Source organism: Streptomyces sp. NPDC107528 (genome assembly GCF_055639295.1).
Genome location: NZ_JBVKAV010000007.1, coordinates 1 through 14,572, shown reverse-complemented (window position 1 = coordinate 14,572; position 14,572 = coordinate 1). Strand labels below are relative to the sequence as shown.

At 69.3% G+C, this 14,572-nt stretch carries 11 protein-coding genes; 4 read left to right on the top strand and 7 right to left on the bottom strand.

What is annotated here, in order from left to right; all coding sequences use genetic code 11:
* Nucleotides 1-8 precede the first annotated feature (8 nt).
* The 4 genes from ACZ7L5_RS22470 to ACZ7L5_RS22455 all read right to left on the bottom strand — a co-directional run bounded on the left by ACZ7L5_RS22470 (nucleotide 9) and on the right by ACZ7L5_RS22455 (nucleotide 4,728).
* A complete protein-coding gene (locus ACZ7L5_RS22470; protein ID WP_363039304.1) occupies nucleotides 9-806 on the bottom strand; it encodes an MIP/aquaporin family protein in 798 nt (265 codons plus the stop codon).
* Between the two features lie 491 nt (nucleotides 807-1,297).
* Nucleotides 1,298-2,950, bottom strand: a complete 1,653-nt coding sequence (locus ACZ7L5_RS22465) for an EAL domain-containing protein (RefSeq protein ID WP_471518490.1) — start codon at nucleotides 2,948-2,950, stop codon at nucleotides 1,298-1,300.
* 165 nt (nucleotides 2,951-3,115) lie between these two features.
* The gene (locus ACZ7L5_RS22460) at nucleotides 3,116-4,306 is read right to left on the bottom strand and encodes a lipid-transfer protein (RefSeq protein WP_471518489.1); all 1,191 of its coding nucleotides are present in this window, start codon (nucleotides 4,304-4,306) and stop codon (nucleotides 3,116-3,118) included.
* Complete coding sequence (locus tag ACZ7L5_RS22455) at nucleotides 4,303-4,728, bottom strand: Zn-ribbon domain-containing OB-fold protein (RefSeq protein WP_471518824.1); 426 nt, start codon at nucleotides 4,726-4,728, stop codon at nucleotides 4,303-4,305. Before ACZ7L5_RS22455 ends, ACZ7L5_RS22460 begins: the two co-directional genes overlap by 4 nt.
* Before the next feature lie 191 nt (nucleotides 4,729-4,919).
* Between ACZ7L5_RS22455 and ACZ7L5_RS22450 the strand changes: the two genes are divergently transcribed.
* Both ACZ7L5_RS22450 and ACZ7L5_RS22445 read left to right on the top strand, forming a co-directional pair.
* Complete coding sequence (locus tag ACZ7L5_RS22450) at nucleotides 4,920-5,726, top strand: M15 family metallopeptidase (RefSeq protein ID WP_471518488.1); 807 nt, start codon at nucleotides 4,920-4,922, stop codon at nucleotides 5,724-5,726.
* Nucleotides 5,727-5,775: 49 nt separating this feature from the next.
* Nucleotides 5,776-6,312 carry an NUDIX domain-containing protein gene (locus ACZ7L5_RS22445; RefSeq protein WP_471518487.1) on the top strand — a complete coding sequence of 179 codons (537 nt, stop codon included), beginning with the start codon at nucleotides 5,776-5,778 and terminating at the stop codon, nucleotides 6,310-6,312.
* On the opposite strand, the gene ACZ7L5_RS22440 is transcribed toward ACZ7L5_RS22445, so the two are convergent.
* Complete coding sequence (locus ACZ7L5_RS22440) at nucleotides 6,303-8,681, bottom strand: glycoside hydrolase family 31 protein (protein ID WP_471518486.1); 2,379 nt, start codon at nucleotides 8,679-8,681, stop codon at nucleotides 6,303-6,305. The two genes, ACZ7L5_RS22445 and ACZ7L5_RS22440, sit on opposite strands and share 10 nt — an antisense overlap.
* Before the next feature lie 211 nt (nucleotides 8,682-8,892).
* Here ACZ7L5_RS22440 and ACZ7L5_RS22435 point away from each other — a divergent pair, with 211 nt between their 5' ends.
* Complete coding sequence (locus tag ACZ7L5_RS22435; RefSeq protein WP_471518485.1) at nucleotides 8,893-10,860, top strand: acetoacetate--CoA ligase; 1,968 nt, start codon at nucleotides 8,893-8,895, stop codon at nucleotides 10,858-10,860.
* 109 nt (nucleotides 10,861-10,969) lie between these two features.
* Nucleotides 10,970-11,863 (top strand): hypothetical protein, encoded by an 894-nt coding sequence (locus tag ACZ7L5_RS22430; protein WP_471518484.1) that lies wholly within the window; start codon nucleotides 10,970-10,972, stop codon nucleotides 11,861-11,863.
* Nucleotides 11,864-11,943: 80 nt separating this feature from the next.
* Here ACZ7L5_RS22430 and ptsP read toward each other — a convergent pair whose 3' ends face one another.
* Nucleotides 11,944-13,614, bottom strand: coding sequence for a phosphoenolpyruvate--protein phosphotransferase (ptsP, locus tag ACZ7L5_RS22425; protein ID WP_471518483.1), 1,671 nt, complete (start codon nucleotides 13,612-13,614; stop codon nucleotides 11,944-11,946).
* 81 nt (nucleotides 13,615-13,695) lie between these two features.
* Nucleotides 13,696-14,145 carry a PTS sugar transporter subunit IIA gene (locus ACZ7L5_RS22420; RefSeq protein WP_471518482.1) on the bottom strand — a complete coding sequence of 150 codons (450 nt, stop codon included), beginning with the start codon at nucleotides 14,143-14,145 and terminating at the stop codon, nucleotides 13,696-13,698.
* Nucleotides 14,146-14,572 lie beyond the last annotated feature (427 nt).

The following is a 14,572-nucleotide window of genomic DNA, read 5'->3' as shown; positions in this document are numbered from 1 at the left end:
GGGCTGATTCAGAAGGCTGCGTTGTAGATGAGGCCACCGAGCAGGCCGCCGATCAGTGGACCGACCACCGGGATCCACGAGTAGCCCCAGTCGGACGTGCCCTTGTTCGGGATCGGCAGGAAGGTGTGGATGATGCGCGGTCCGAGGTCACGTGCCGGGTTGATGGCGTACCCGGTCGGGCCACCCAGCGAGAGGCCGATACCGACGACCAGCAGTGAGACGAGCAGGATCGCGATGCCGGAGCCGTAGATGCCGTCGGCCTGACCCGCGATCTGCCCGATGCCGATGCCCTCGACGTGCCTGTTGTTGCCGACCAGCGCCAGGAGGGGCAGCACCAGGGCGATGGTGGCCAGGATCTCGGTGATCAGGTTGGCGATCGGGTTCCGGATCTCCGGGATCGTGGAGAAGATGCCGAGGGTCGGAACCGGTTCGTCCAACGTACCTTCTGTGGTGCCCGTCTTCCGCACGTTGGCCTGGAACTGGGCGAAGTACGTGAAGTAGCACAGCACCGCGCCGATCATGGCGCCGGTGATCTGACCGAGCAGATAGACCCAGACCTTGTCCCACACGCCGGTGTCGACGGCGAGACCGAAGGTGACGGCCGGGTTGAGCACGCCGCCGGAGAGCGGCGCGGCGGTGTAGGCGCCCGCCAGCACACCGAAGCCCCACCCGAACGCGATCACCACCCAGCCTGCGGCGCGTGCCTTGGAGAATCTCAGGGTGACGGCGGCGCAGACGCCGGCGCCGAACAGGATCAGGATCGCCGTGCCGATCATCTCGCCGACGAATATGTCTCCGTTGGTCATGGCGGCTCCTTGGCCGTGGCCCGGGGTGATCGACCCCGAACCTCCGTGCAGGGTGCGTTTCCCTTGGCTACTTCAGCCGAAGGCAAAGGCAGGGAAGGGTCCCGCGCCCCGCCCGGCGTCCGTGACGAGCGTGCCGTCGCAGCCGACTCGCCCGTGGGGAATGGGCTCTGGTCCAGGCGCAGCCGCGTGGCGCAGTGCGTGGATACGCCGAGAATGTACGGCGATGTCGACTGACACCGGGAAGTGTTCACCGGCGTCCAGGGGGCGTCAAGGTCGCGGACGTCAACGGTTGAGGGCGTGCCCACGGTCACGGACCGTCGTCGACCGGGCTCGCGGCACGTCCACTCGCGGGCGGGACGGGTTCCGGGGTCCCGCTGAGGCCGGCAGGGAGGCCAGTTCCTGCTGGTCCCGACGGGGCCGATGATGATGTTTTGCGGCTGAGGCCGTACGGACACCGCCTCGGCCTCCGCCGACCTGGTAGGAGAAGCGTCTCACCCTCTGCCCGGCTCCGCCACCGCCCACTCGGCGGGGGCCGTCGCCTCGTCCACCCCGCGCAGGATCTCGTGCCCGGGGAGCCCTGCCCGGCCCAGCACCCAGCTCGCTCCGCTCAGCGACTTCGCGGCCTTCTTCAGTGGCGCCAGACAGGCGGCCGCCTGCCGGTGGTCCGTCACGCTGCCCGGCTCGCACAGGACCGTGGCCAGGGACAGCGTGATGGCAAGTCCACCCGCGGACCAGGGCGCGTCCAGCACCGACGAGGCCAGCGGGTCCAGTCCCTCCGGATCAGCCAGCACCAGGAAGTCGTCCCCGCCGATGTGGCCCACGCGGGTACTGTCCGTAGCCGCGTGCTGCAGCACCCGTCCGACCGACCGGATCAGCTCGTCGCCCGCCGCGAACCCGGCGCCGTCGTTGACCTGCTTGAAGTGGTCCACATCCAGCCAGCTCAGCGCGAACCTCCGGCCGTCCGCGATCCGCCGGTCCACCTCACCGGTGATCGCGTCCGAGCCGGGCAGCCGCGTCAGCGGGTTGAGCGCCGCAGCTTCCTCGACTCGATTCTCGGCCAGTGCCCGTACGAGGTCCGCGAGCCGTACGACGCCCACGCAGCGGCCGTACCGGTCGACCACCGCCACGTCGTCGGACGTACGGTTACGGCCGCCGTCCGCGACCACGTCCAGCACCTCCCACGCGGTGGCGTCGACGCCGACGGTGCGTGGGGGATCTCCGAGCTTGGCCGCGGGCCGGTCCGCGTACAGGGCATGGCCGTAGCGGCCCGACATCGACAGCAGGAAGCGGGAGCGGTGCACCGACCGCACCGGAACGCCGCTCCGGTCCACCAGCAGCACCCCGGACACCTCCGGCGACCCGGTCAGCAGCGCCCGCACCTGACCCGCGGACGCGGTGGCGGGTAACAAGGCGGCCGGCCGCACGAACTCCCGTACCGAAGGTCCTGACCGTGGCGTCACCGACAGTCCGGGGGAGCGTGGCGGAACGTATACCTCCGCGGCGGGCAAGCGAGCCGGCGGGGCGAACAGCTCACCCTGAGCCAGCTGCGCACCGGCCGACCGCGCGGACGCGCACTGGAGCTCCGTCTCCACGCCCTCGACGCACAGGAGTGCTCCCTGCTGCTCGCAGAGCGTCCGCATCGCCCGCACCGCGGCCGGCCGCGCCAGCAGGGACATGTCGAGTTTGACTAGATCCGGCGCCATGTCCGTGAGCAGGCGCAGCGGGAGGTCTCCGTCTCCGACGCCGTCCGCGCTGATACGGAAGCCCTGGTTCCGTAGCGCGCCGATCGCCTCCAGCAGCGCGTGCTGCGGCACGTGCGTGTACGGGGGACCGATGTCGATCGTCACCTCCCACGGCAGGCGACCCGCCGCGCGCACGGCATCGTGCAGCGGAGTGAGCCCGCCGAGGTCGGCGAGGGTGCCGGCGAACACGTTGACGTACAGGGGCAGCAACGTCTCCTTGCGTGCCGCCGCACGGAACGCCAACACGGCGAGCCGGCCGTCGAGTTCGGGATCGCGGCGCGCCTCGGCCAGGACGTCACCGGTCTCCGGGCGGGCGAGTATCTCCAGCCCCGCGACTCCACCGGTCGTCAGATTGACCACCGGTTGGAAGGCGAAGCGGAGAGTATCCGTCCAGGAGTCCACGGGAGCATGATGGCGCCGCCGAAGCTGGCCCGAGCCCAGTTCATGAGACGTTCACGCAGGATTCCGGCTTGCTCACGGAGTGTAGAAACGCCACGTCGTCCGTGGTGGTACGACGGTGACGCCACCCTCACAACCGCGTGTCCGGGCCCGACGAGCCCTCACGACTCATCGCACCGCGACCACGGCCGAGCCGTGCCCGAACAGTCCCTGGTTGGCGGCGATTCCCACACGTGCCCCGGTGACCTGCCGGTCGCCTGCAACGCCTCTCAACTGCCAGGTGAGTTCGCATACTTGGGCGATCGCCTGGGCCGGAACCGCCTCCCCGAAGGAGGCAAGACCGCCGCTCGCGTTCACCGGTATTCGTCCACCCAGTGATGTAGAGCCCTCCCGCAGCAGCTTGGCGGCGTCTCCCTGGCCGCACAGCCCCAGATCCTCGTACCACTGCAACTCCAGTGCGGTGGACAGGTCGTAGACCTCCGCGAAGGAGAGATCATCGGGGCCGATGCCGGCTTCCTGATAGGCCGCGCGCGCGATCGACTCCCGGAATGTCTCGGCCGCCGGTTGCACTGCCACCGCCGAGTCGGTTGCGATGTCGGGCAGATCCAGGACGGTGTTGGGGTAACGCGGTGTCACGGTGGACACGGCCCGGATCCGCACCGGATCACTGACCCCGTGCCGACGTGCGAACTCCATGCCGGCCAGCACCAGCGCCGCCCCTCCGTCCGAGGTCGCGCAGATGTCGAGCAGCCGCAGGGGATCGGCGACCACCGCGGAGGCGGCGACGTCCTCGGCGGTGACCGGTTTGCGGTAGCGGGCGTAGGGATTGAGCGCACCCACGGTGGCGTTCTTCACCTTGACCTGCGCGAAGTCCTCCGGTGTGTCCCCGTGCACGGCCATCCGCCGACGCGCGTACAAACCGAAGTACGTCGGATTGGTCGCACCGAGAACCCGGAAGCGAAGCCAGTCCGGATCGTCGGGCCGATCGCCGCCCGCAGGCCGGAAGAAGCCTTTGGGAGCCGCGTCGGCGCCCACCACCAGCACCACGTCGGCGAGTCCCGAAAGTATCTGCGCCCGCGCGGTGTTGATGGCCTGCGCCCCGGACGCGCACGCTGCGTACACGCTCGCAACCCGGGCCCCCTGCCAGCCGAGCGCTTTCGCGAACGTCGCCCCCGCCACGTACCCCGGATAGCCGCCCCGCACGGTGTCCGCACCGACGATGGACGTGATGTCCCGCCACTCAAGTCCCGCATCGGCGAGTGCTGCGCGAGCCGCCACCGCACCGTACTCGACGAAGCTGCGCCCCCACTTGCCCCACGGGTGCATGCCCGCGCCCAGCACCGCCACGTCGTCCGTCATGCCGTCACCCCCGCCGGCCGCCACTGCCACGTCGTCCAGGTCGTCTCCGCGTCCTCGTGCAGCACTGCCGGGACGACCTCCACCTCCATGCCCACCGTCAGGTCGGCGACGGTGATCCCGGGAACCGTCTGTCCCAGCACCACGAGGCGCTCGGACTCCAGCTCCACAGCGATCAACGCGTAGGGCTCCCAAGGAAGTTCCGGGTTGGTCACATAGGGTGACGGAGGCCGGTATCGGCTGTCCGTGTACGACCACACGCGCCCCCGCCGCGAGAGCGGAACCTCCTCCAGGTCACCGCCCGGGCAGTCGGGGTTGCGGCAGTGAGCGTCCTCGCGCGGAAAGAAGACCGACGTGCAGGCCGAGCAGCGGGTGCCGAGGAGGCGGAAGTCGGTCTCGTCCCCGGCGAACCACCCGGCGACCACCGGTGTGCGCGTGCGTGGCATAGCCCCTCCCGATCGTCAGATCTGACGGAACGTCAGAAGTCTGCCATGGTCGACGGAAAAGCGGCAGGGTCGCCCGGACTCACCGGCGGCGGCCTTCCTGTCCGGCTTTCGGGGTGGAATGCATCAGATCGCTTCCGCGACGGAGCAGACTCCTGATAGATGCAGGAGACATGACACGACTCTCGACCGCGGTACGGGGACTGGTCACCACCCTCGCCACCCTCCTCGCCGTGACCGCCGCCCCAGCAGCTGCCCAGGCGAAGCCGGAGCCCAAAGCGCCGAAGGACTTCGTGGCGCTGAGATCCGTGGACCCGACCATCCTTCAGGAGATGCGCTACTTCACCCCGCACAACTTCGTGGGCGAGCGCATCGACGGCTACCGACAGCCCCTGTGCATCCTCACCCGACCCGCCGCGGAGGCCCTCCACAAGGCCCAGAGGCGGCTGTTGCGCCAGGGCTACACGCTCAAGGTGTACGACTGCTACCGCCCGCAGCGCGCCGTCGACCACTTCGTGCGCTGGGCCGAAGACCTCGACGACGAAGCAATGAAGGACGAGTTCTACCCGAACGTCGACAAGACCCTTCTGTTCGCGGACGGCTACATCGCCGAGAAGTCCGGGCACAGCCGCGGCTCGACCATGGACCTGACGATCGTCGGACTGCCGGCGAAACCCACCAGGCCGTACGTACCAGGAGAGCCCCTCGTACCCTGCTTCGCAGCGCGGGCCGAGCGCTTTCCCGACAACTCCGTCGACATGGGCACCGGGTTCGACTGTTTCGACACTCTGTCCCACACCCTCGACCCGCGCATCCAGGGCGAACAACGGACCAACCGGCTGCTGCTCAAGAGCACCCTCGAAGCCCTCGGATTCGTGAACCTCGCCGAGGAGTGGTGGCACTACACGTTCAAACCGGAGCCCTACCCGGACACCTACTTCGACTTCCCCGTGTCCAGGAAATCCCTGACCAGGCACTAGTGACGCCCCCCGGAAGACGCCCCTCCACTGATCGGATACAGTCCGCAGCGTGTCCGAAACTCAGCACTCCGCCCCCAACTCCGCAGCAGATTCCCACTGTTCAAGCTGCGGCGCGCCCTACGGAGAGGGCGTCTCCGGCTGGCCCCGCACCTGCTCTGCGTGCGGCGCCGTGGCCTACCGCAACCCGCTGCCGGTAGCGATCGCGCTCCAGCCCGTGTACGACGAGCAGGGCACCGCCCTGGTCGTCATCACCCGAACCGTCGCCCCCGCGCGCGGAGGCATCGCCCTGCCCGGTGGCTACATCGACGACCGCGAGGACTGGCGGCAGGCCGTCGTCCGCGAACTCTGGGAAGAGACCGGCATCGACGCGGCCGGCCGCGACGTACGTCTCGTCGACGCGATGAGCTCTCCCGACGGCCACCTGCTGCTGTTCGGCCTCCTTCCGGAACGGCCGGCCGACCGACTGCCGACCTCGGCCGCCACGGACGAGACCGAGGGCTGGCACCTCCTGCGCAGGCCGGAGGAGCTCGCCTTCCCGTTGCACACCGTGGCCGTCAGGGCGTTCTTCGAGGGCCGCTACATCTGAGCCGAACCCTGATCGAGCCCTCGTATGCGCACCGGACGGGGCGAGGCGATCATGCCGTCCTCGCGCTCCAGCTCGACGACCAGCTTTCGGCCTTCCCAACGGGTGGCATACCGCTCGATCTCCGGTTCGTCCTCGCCGTCACCCGTGTCCGGCACGACCAGCCCGCCCCCTGTGCGTCCGGGGGCGGGTGCCCACACCTCCAGTTCCAGCCCGCCGTCGTCGGCGCGCACGGGGACGACGGCACCCGAGCGCGCCAGCACCGGCAGCCGCGACATGGGCGCGTCCAGCAGGATCTGCCCCGGCCCCTCGTACGCCCGCCCCGTCGCCGTGTCGTACCAGCGCCCTCGCGGCAGCTGCACCGCACGTCGGTCGGCGCCCGGATCCAGCACCGGCGCCACCAGCAGACAGTCGCCCAGCAGGAACGCATCCTCGCAGTCACGCAACGCGCGGTCCTCCGGTGCCGACCACCACAGCGGACGCACGTACGGCGCCCCTGTCCGCCGGGCCAGATGCGCCAGCGTCACGAAGTAGGGCAGCAGCCTGCGACGCTCGACGAGCGCCACGCGCGCGTGCTCCAGCACCTCGGGGCCGAACTCCCACGGCTCCCTGCGCCCCGCCCGCAGACTCGCATGCGTACGGAACAGTGGCAGATACGCGGCCAGCTGGAACCAGCGCAGATACAGCTCCGGTGAGGGACTCCCGTCGAATCCGCCCACGTCCGGCCCCGAGTAGGGCACCCCGCACAGCCCGAGACCCATGACCAGCGAAAGCGACGCCCGCAGCCCGGGCCAGCCTGTGGCCAGGTCCCCGGACCACGTGCCTCCGTAGCGCTGCATGCCGGCCCATCCCGAGCGGGAGAAGACGAAAGGCCGCTCCCGGGGCGCCAGTTCGAGCAAGCCCTCGAAGCCGGCCCTGGCCATGCACAGACCGTAGACGTTGTGCGCCTCCCTGTGGTCCCCGCCCCGCCCTTCCAGCGCGTGCCGGGCCGAACGCGGCAACGTCGACTCTCCGAAGGCCGCGAACGAAGTCGGCTCGTTCATGTCATGCCAGAAGCCTGAGAAACCCTGCCCCACCCGCTCCTCGTAGAGCCCACCCCACCACTTGCGCACGCGCGCGTGCGTGAAGTCCGGGAAGACCGCTTCCCCGGGCCAGACGACTCCCCGCACGAGTTGTCCCAAGGCGTCCCGCACGAACGCGTCCTCCGCCGTCCCGCTGTCGTACACGGCATTGCCGGGCGCGGCCTTGACTGCCGGATCGACGATGGAAACCAGGCGGACCCCGTCCCGGCGCAAGTCCTCGGCGAGCTGCGGCAGCTTGGGGAAGGCGTCCTGATCGACCGTGAACACCTGGTGCTCGTCGTAGTGGTCGATGTCCAGGTGAACCGCGTCCAAGGGCAGGCCGCGCTCCTGGTAGCCCGAAACGATCCGCCGGACCTCGTGCTCGCTGCCGAAACCCCATCGCGCGTGATGGTGGCCCAGCGCCCATGCCGGAGGCAGAGCGGGCGCACCGGTGAGTGCGGCCCAGGCGCGCAGCACACGCGCGGGGGTACCCACCATGACCCAGCAGCGCAGCGGACCGCCGTCCATCCGCATTTCGCACGTTCCCGCCCGGTCGTGCCCCGACCCAGCGCCCTCCTCGCCCTCCCGCAATGTCACCGTGCCGTCCCACGAGGTGTCGTGGAACACCAGGTGCGTGGCCGCGTCGGCAACCACCACCTGCACGGGCATGGTGATGTAGAGCGGGTCGTCAGCAGGACCGAACGCAGGGCCCGGGTCGGTGTTCCACAGCCGATACGTTCCGTCCTTCAGCCGGGGGCCGGACGCACGCCCCCCGAGCCCGAAGAACCGCGCGTCCGCGGCCACCTCCGACCGCTGCATCCACCGCGCCGCCCCACCGTCGACGGGCTCCCACCAGCGCGGTGGCAGGTCGCGGCGCAGCGTCACGCCACCGGGCGTCTTCACCTCCACGGCGCCGTGCCGTGAGATGACGACCGTGACCCGCTCGGCCACGACCCGCCAACCACCGTCCTTGTCGGGCTCCAGCACCGCCCGCGGATCCGGTTCCGGACAGCTGCCCGCGAGCGCGTACGACGGCTCCGGAGAGACCCCGTCCCAGCCCCAGAACACCGCGCCGTTCACGGCGACGGTGACGCGCAGCTCGGACCGGCTGAACCGGACGACACCACCGCCAGGACCGGGCCGCACCTCCTGCACCGGCCCAGGCACCCGGGCACGCTCCGCACCCCGCGGCGGCAGTCCCACAGCGTCGGCACGCCTCCTGCGCCACGCCGCTCGCACGGTACGCAACCCCTGGGCCGCTCCCACAGAACCGACCACCTTCATCGAACGCACCAGGTCACGACCGTTCATGCTGCTCAGCCTGCCACCGACCGCCCCACACGCGTGTGTCGTTCAACTTCCGTTCACCCGTGCCGGGACCACATCTTCACGACACGGACTGTGTGGGGGGCACCCTGGTGTAGAAGTCGATCACATGGCATCGTCCCTGTCAGCCGCGTAGCGCGCACACCCAGCCGTGCGCGGAAGACGCACACGACGCGCACAGTCCGGGAGCCGCCCCATGTCGATCGCGAACCCTCAGCCGCTCTGGCAGCCAGATCCCCAGCGCATCGCCGGGGCTCAGGTCACCAAGTTCCAGGCCTGGGCCGCCGAGCACCACGGCGCCCCCTCCGAGGGTGGCTACGCGGCACTGCACCGCTGGTCGGTCGACGAACTGGACACCTTCTGGAAGGCCGTCACGGAGTGGTTCGACGTCCGCTTCTCCACCCCCTACGCGCGCGTGCTGGGCGACCGCTCGATGCCGGGCGCCCAGTGGTTCCCCGGCGCCACCCTAAACTACGCCGAGCACGCCCTGCGCGCCGCCGAGACCCGCGCCGATGAACCCGCACTCCTGTACGTCGACGAATCCCACGAGCCCCGCCCCGTGACCTGGTCCGAGCTGCGCCGCCAGGTCGGCTCCCTCGCCACCGAGCTGCGCGCCCTCGGCGTGCGTCCCGGCGACCGCGTCAGCGGCTACCTCCCGAACATCCCGCAAGCCGTCGTGGCCCTCCTCGCCACCGCCGCCGTCGGCGGAGTCTGGACCTCCTGCGCCCCCGACTTCGGCGCCCGCAGCGTCCTCGACCGCTTCCAGCAGATCGAACCGGTCTTGCTGTTCACCGTCGACGGCTACCGCTACGGCGGCAAGGAGCACGACCGCCGCGACATCGTCTCCGAGCTTCGCCGCGAACTGCCCACGCTGCGGGCCGTGGTGCACATCCCACTCCTCGGCACAGCGGCCCCCGACGGTGCGCTTGAGTGGTCGGACGTCACAGCCGCCGACGAGGAACCCGTCTTCGAGCAGGTGCCCTTCGACCACCCGCTCTGGGTGCTCTACTCCTCCGGCACGACCGGCCTCCCCAAGGCCATCGTCCAGTCCCAGGGCGGCATCCTCGTCGAACACCTCAAACAACTCGGACTGCACTGCGACCTGGGCCCAGAGGACCGTTTCTTCTGGTACACGTCGACGGGCTGGATGATGTGGAACTTCCTCGTCTCCGGCCTCCTCACGGGCACCACGATCGTCCTGTACGACGGCAGCCCGGGCTACCCCGACACGGGCGCCCAATGGCGAATCGCCGAACGCACAGGAGCCACCCTGTACGGCACCTCCGCCGCGTACGTCATGGCCTGCCGCAAGGCCGGCGTGCACCCCGCGCGCGACTTCGACCTCACCAAGATCCAGTGTGTCGCCACCACCGGATCACCACTGCCGCCCGACGGATTCCGATGGCTGCACGACGAGGTCAGCGACGACCTCTGGATCGCCTCCGTCAGCGGCGGCACGGACGTGTGCTCCTGCTTCGCGGGAGCCGTGCCCACCGTGCCCGTGTACGTCGGCGAACTCCAGGCCCCAGGCCTCGGCACCGACCTGCAGTCCTGGGACCCGAGCGGCGGACCCCTCATCGACGAGGTGGGTGAACTCGTGGTCACCAACCCCATGCCGTCCATGCCGATCTACTTCTGGAACGACGCCGACGGCGAGCGGTACCACGACAGCTACTTCGACACCTATCCGGGCGTATGGCGCCACGGCGACTGGATCACACTCACCTCACGAGGCTCCGTCGTCATCCACGGCCGCTCCGACTCCACACTCAACCGCCAGGGCGTCCGGATGGGGTCGGCCGACATCTACGAAGCGGTCGAACGCCTCCCCGAGATCAAGGAATCCCTTGTCATCGGCATCGAACAGCCCGACGGCGGCTACTGGATGCCCTTGTTCGTTCACCTGGCCCCCGGAGCCGTGCTCAACGAAGCGCTCCTGAGCCGCATCAAGCAGACCATCCGCGAACAGCTCTCACCGCGACACGTCCCCGACGAGGTCATCGAAGTCCCCGGCGTTCCCCACACCCTCACCGGCAAGCGCATCGAGGTCCCGGTCAAGCGCCTCCTCCAAGGCACACCCCTGGAGCGAGCGGTCAACCCCGGCTCCATCGACAACCTCGACCTCCTGCACTTCTACGAGGAACTGGCCCGCAAGCGCGCCTGACCGGACACCCGGCCTCGGATTCGTCGAACCACGGCGAGCCGGGGCCGTTGTCAGTGCAGCCGGTTACTGTGAGTGAGCATTGATCGACTGTGCACACACAGGGGGAAACATGGCGCACACCGACCACCAGACGATGCGGCGCGTCCTGCGCCGCGAAATCGCCGGCACGATCGGCCTGCTCACCGACGAGCACGACTTCCGTGCCATGCGGCATTACCGCAGCTTCACCTTCGACGACCACAAGATCTATCTGCAACAGATGGAGGCCCTCCTCAGGACTCGGGCCTCCCAAGGCAGCCATACGACGATTGCGCTCTTCGATCCGCAGGAGTACGCCGAGTTCTGCGCGGAGACGGGCCTCGACCCCGACAACGCGGCGAGCCGCACACGCTTCACAGCCGAACTCGCGACCACGGGACCTACTGTCCCCTACCAGGGTCAGCCCCTCGCAGACCTCGTCCCGACCCTCGTCGACGAAGCCGTCCGGCAAGCCACGTGGGAGTACGCCTCCACACTCCTGGCACGTCTCGGCGCCTGCGCCACCTGCGGCGAGGACATCGGCCGTTCGGCCTTCGTGCGCGCCTCGAGCCTGCTCGTCCGCATCCTCGACACGGCCCAGCCGGGCAGCCGGCACCTCGTCTGCAGCGTCACGGGGACCCCGGAAGCACTCGTCTCCGTCCTGCACGCCGACGAAGACACCGAGGGCGCCACGCACCTCGACGAGGCCGAAGCCCTGGAGTTCACCACGGTCCTCGCCGTCGGCCTGGCCACCCGGAGCCCCGGTGGACTCGTCATGCGGACCAGCGCCCCGGGCACGTCCGACCGCATCTACGGATGGCGCCTGCGCGGAGACGGACTGGCACCCCTCACCGCCGGCGAGGTCTTCGACGCCTACTGCACCGACATCGAATCGGGAGACCTCATCTCCCCGGAATCCGGCGTCGACTACTGCGTGCCACCGGACCTCGGTAACGAGGAAGCACCTCCGGGACACCACCACTGAAGCGGATGGGGCGCCCCACCAACCGGTGGAGCGCCCCATCACAACGGGCCGGCAGCCATCGCGCAGATGTCCTGTTCCGACTACTCGCCGGACAGCACCGCCTGAGCGGCGTTGCGTGCCTCCTCGGCGCTGTCCGCGGCACGCGCGGCCGCAGCGGCACGCTCGCACTGCGCCAGCGTGTACTTCGCCAGCGTCGCCCGGACATATGGAATCGATGCAGAACCCATGGAAAGGGAGGTGACACCCAGACCGGTCAGCACACACGCCAGCAGCGGGTCGGACGCGGCCTCACCACAGACGCCACAGCTCTTGCCCTCGGCCTTCGCCGCCTCCGCGGACAGCGCGACCAGGTCGAGCAGCGCGGGCTGCCACGGATCCTGCAGTCGGGACACCGCACCCACCTGACGGTCCGCGGCGAAGGTGTACTGCGCGAGGTCGTTCGTCCCCAGCGACAGGAACTCGACCTCCTGAAGGATCGAACGGGCGCGCAGCGCGGCCGACGGAATCTCCACCATCGCACCGAACTTCGCCTGCAGCCCGGCCGCACGGCACGCGTCCGCGAACGCCTTCGCGTCGGTCCGGTCCGCCACCATCGGGGCCATGACCTCGAGGTAGACCGGCAGTCCCTCGGACGCCTTCGCCAGGGCCGTCAGCTGAGTGCGCAGCACGTCGGGGTGGTCCAGCAACGTCCGCAGCCCCCGCACACCCAGCGCCGGGTTCGGCTCATCGGCCGGCGTCAGGAAGTCCAGCGGCTTGTCCGCGCCGGCGTCCAGAACACGTACGACGACACGACCCTCGGGGAAGGCCTCGAGAACCTGCCGGTAGGCCTCGACCTGCTTCTCCTCCGACGGTGCCTTCTTGCTGTCGTCGAGGAAGAGGAACTCGGTCCGGAACAGACCGACACCCTCGGCGCCCGCTTCGACAGCGGCGGGAACGTCGGACGGTCCGCCGACATTGGCCAGCAGTGGCACCTTGTGGCCGTCGGCCGTGGCGCCCGGCCCGGTGGACGCGGCGAGGGCGGCCTTGCGCGCGGCAGCAGCGCCCTCCAGCTCCGCCTGCTTCTCGTCGCTCGGGTGCACGAAGACATCGCCCGTGCTGCCGTCCACAGCTACGACCGTACCCTCGGCGAGCTCACCGGCACCCGGCAGCGCGACCACGGCCGGCACACCGAGCGCCCTCGCCAGAATCGCGCTGTGGCTGGTCGGCCCGCCCTCCTCGGTAACAAAGCCGAGAACCAGGGCGGGGTCCAGCAGCGCCGTGTCGGCCGGCGCGAGATCGCGGGCGACAAGGACATAGGGCTCGTCACTGTCCGGGACACCCGGCATCGGAACCCCGAGCAAACGAGCGACGATACGATTCCGCACGTCATCGAGGTCGGCCACCCGACCGGCAAGGTACTCACCGGCACCGGCCAGCAGCTCCCGGTATGCGGCGAAGGCGTCGTACACGGCACGCTCGGCCGTGCTGCCCACGGCGATACGCCGGTCCACATCTGCCATCAGCTCGGGGTCCTGGGCCATCATGGCCTGAGCCTCGAGCACAGCCTGCGCTTCGCCCCCCGCCAGATTGCCGCGCGCCATCAGGTCGGCTGCCACAGCTTCAACGGCCTGGCGGGCGCGCCCCTGTTCGCGCTCCGCGTCCTCGGCCGGAATCTGCTTGGCAGGCGGCTCGAGGACCGCCGTTCCCATGTGCCGAACCTCGCCGATCGCCACACCGTGGCTCACGCCGACGCCTCGCAGCGTTGTCTCCATCTCACCGTCTCCGCTAGTGCGGCGGGCCAAGCCGCCGCAGTGGTTGTCGTCCCTACGTGCCGCCATGCGACGGCACCGAAGTCACTTCCAGCCGAAGAGACTGTCGCCGGCCTTCACATCGCCGCTGTCACGCAGTTCGGAGAGGGCCTCCGCCGTTGCCTCAAGGGCCACTACCGGGCACACCGGAGACTTGCCGGCTGCCTCGACGGATGAGGGGTCCCATCGGACGATGCTCTGGCCGCGCGTCACGGTGTCGCCCTTGTTCACAAGCAACTCGAAGCCCTCGCCGTTGAGCTGCACCGTGTCGATGCCGAGGTGGGTGAGGACACCGTGGCCCTGCTCGTCGACGACGACGAAGGCGTGCGGATGGAGAGAGACGATGACTCCGTCCACAGGGGACACAGCCTCGGACGGTTCACGCACCGGGTCGATCGCTGTGCCCGGGCCGACCATGGCCCCGGAGAAGACCGGATCCGGCACGGACGCCAGTCCAACGGCGCGTCCTGCCAATGGGGACGTCACGGTGGTCATGGGAAGCCTCCCAGGGGTGGAGATCGGTATGGCCGTCGCTGCCTGTGCGAGACGGCACACTGTTCAGCAGGGTATGTCACACGAAGTGCCGGTTCCGCGCGAGCAGACCGGAGTGGTCTAGACCATACCCCAAATCGATTTGCACCCGCTCCGTGACCGCGTGTACTGTCGTACTCCTGCTTGGGGCTGAGCGACGCGACTACGCAACCTCGCCTGGCAGAAACAAACTTGTCAGATCCTATCTCGGGGTCACCTTCTGCATGCTCGCAGGGCGGTGGTCAGAGGGCCGGAAAAACCCTGATAGAGTTTGGAAACACCGAAGGGAAGCGCCTGGAGGAAAGCCCGAGAGGGTGAGTACAAAGGAAGCGTCCGTTCCTTGAGAACTCAACAGCGTGCCAAAAATCAACGCCAGATATGTTGATACCCC

Coding starts and splice junctions, on each gene's coding strand:
- ACZ7L5_RS22440 (WP_471518486.1), bottom strand. CDS start 8,681: ATGAACGGTCGTGACCTGGTGCGTTCGATGAAGGTGGTCGGTTCTGTG.
- ACZ7L5_RS22450 (WP_471518488.1), top strand. CDS start 4,920: ATGACACGACTCTCGACCGCGGTACGGGGACTGGTCACCACCCTCGCC.
- ACZ7L5_RS22460 (WP_471518489.1), bottom strand. CDS start 4,306: ATGACGGACGACGTGGCGGTGCTGGGCGCGGGCATGCACCCGTGGGGC.
- ptsP (WP_471518483.1), bottom strand. CDS start 13,614: ATGGAGACAACGCTGCGAGGCGTCGGCGTGAGCCACGGTGTGGCGATC.
- ACZ7L5_RS22420 (WP_471518482.1), bottom strand. CDS start 14,145: ATGACCACCGTGACGTCCCCATTGGCAGGACGCGCCGTTGGACTGGCG.
- ACZ7L5_RS22435 (WP_471518485.1), top strand. CDS start 8,893: ATGTCGATCGCGAACCCTCAGCCGCTCTGGCAGCCAGATCCCCAGCGC.
- ACZ7L5_RS22470 (WP_363039304.1), bottom strand. CDS start 806: ATGACCAACGGAGACATATTCGTCGGCGAGATGATCGGCACGGCGATC.
- ACZ7L5_RS22430 (WP_471518484.1), top strand. CDS start 10,970: ATGGCGCACACCGACCACCAGACGATGCGGCGCGTCCTGCGCCGCGAA.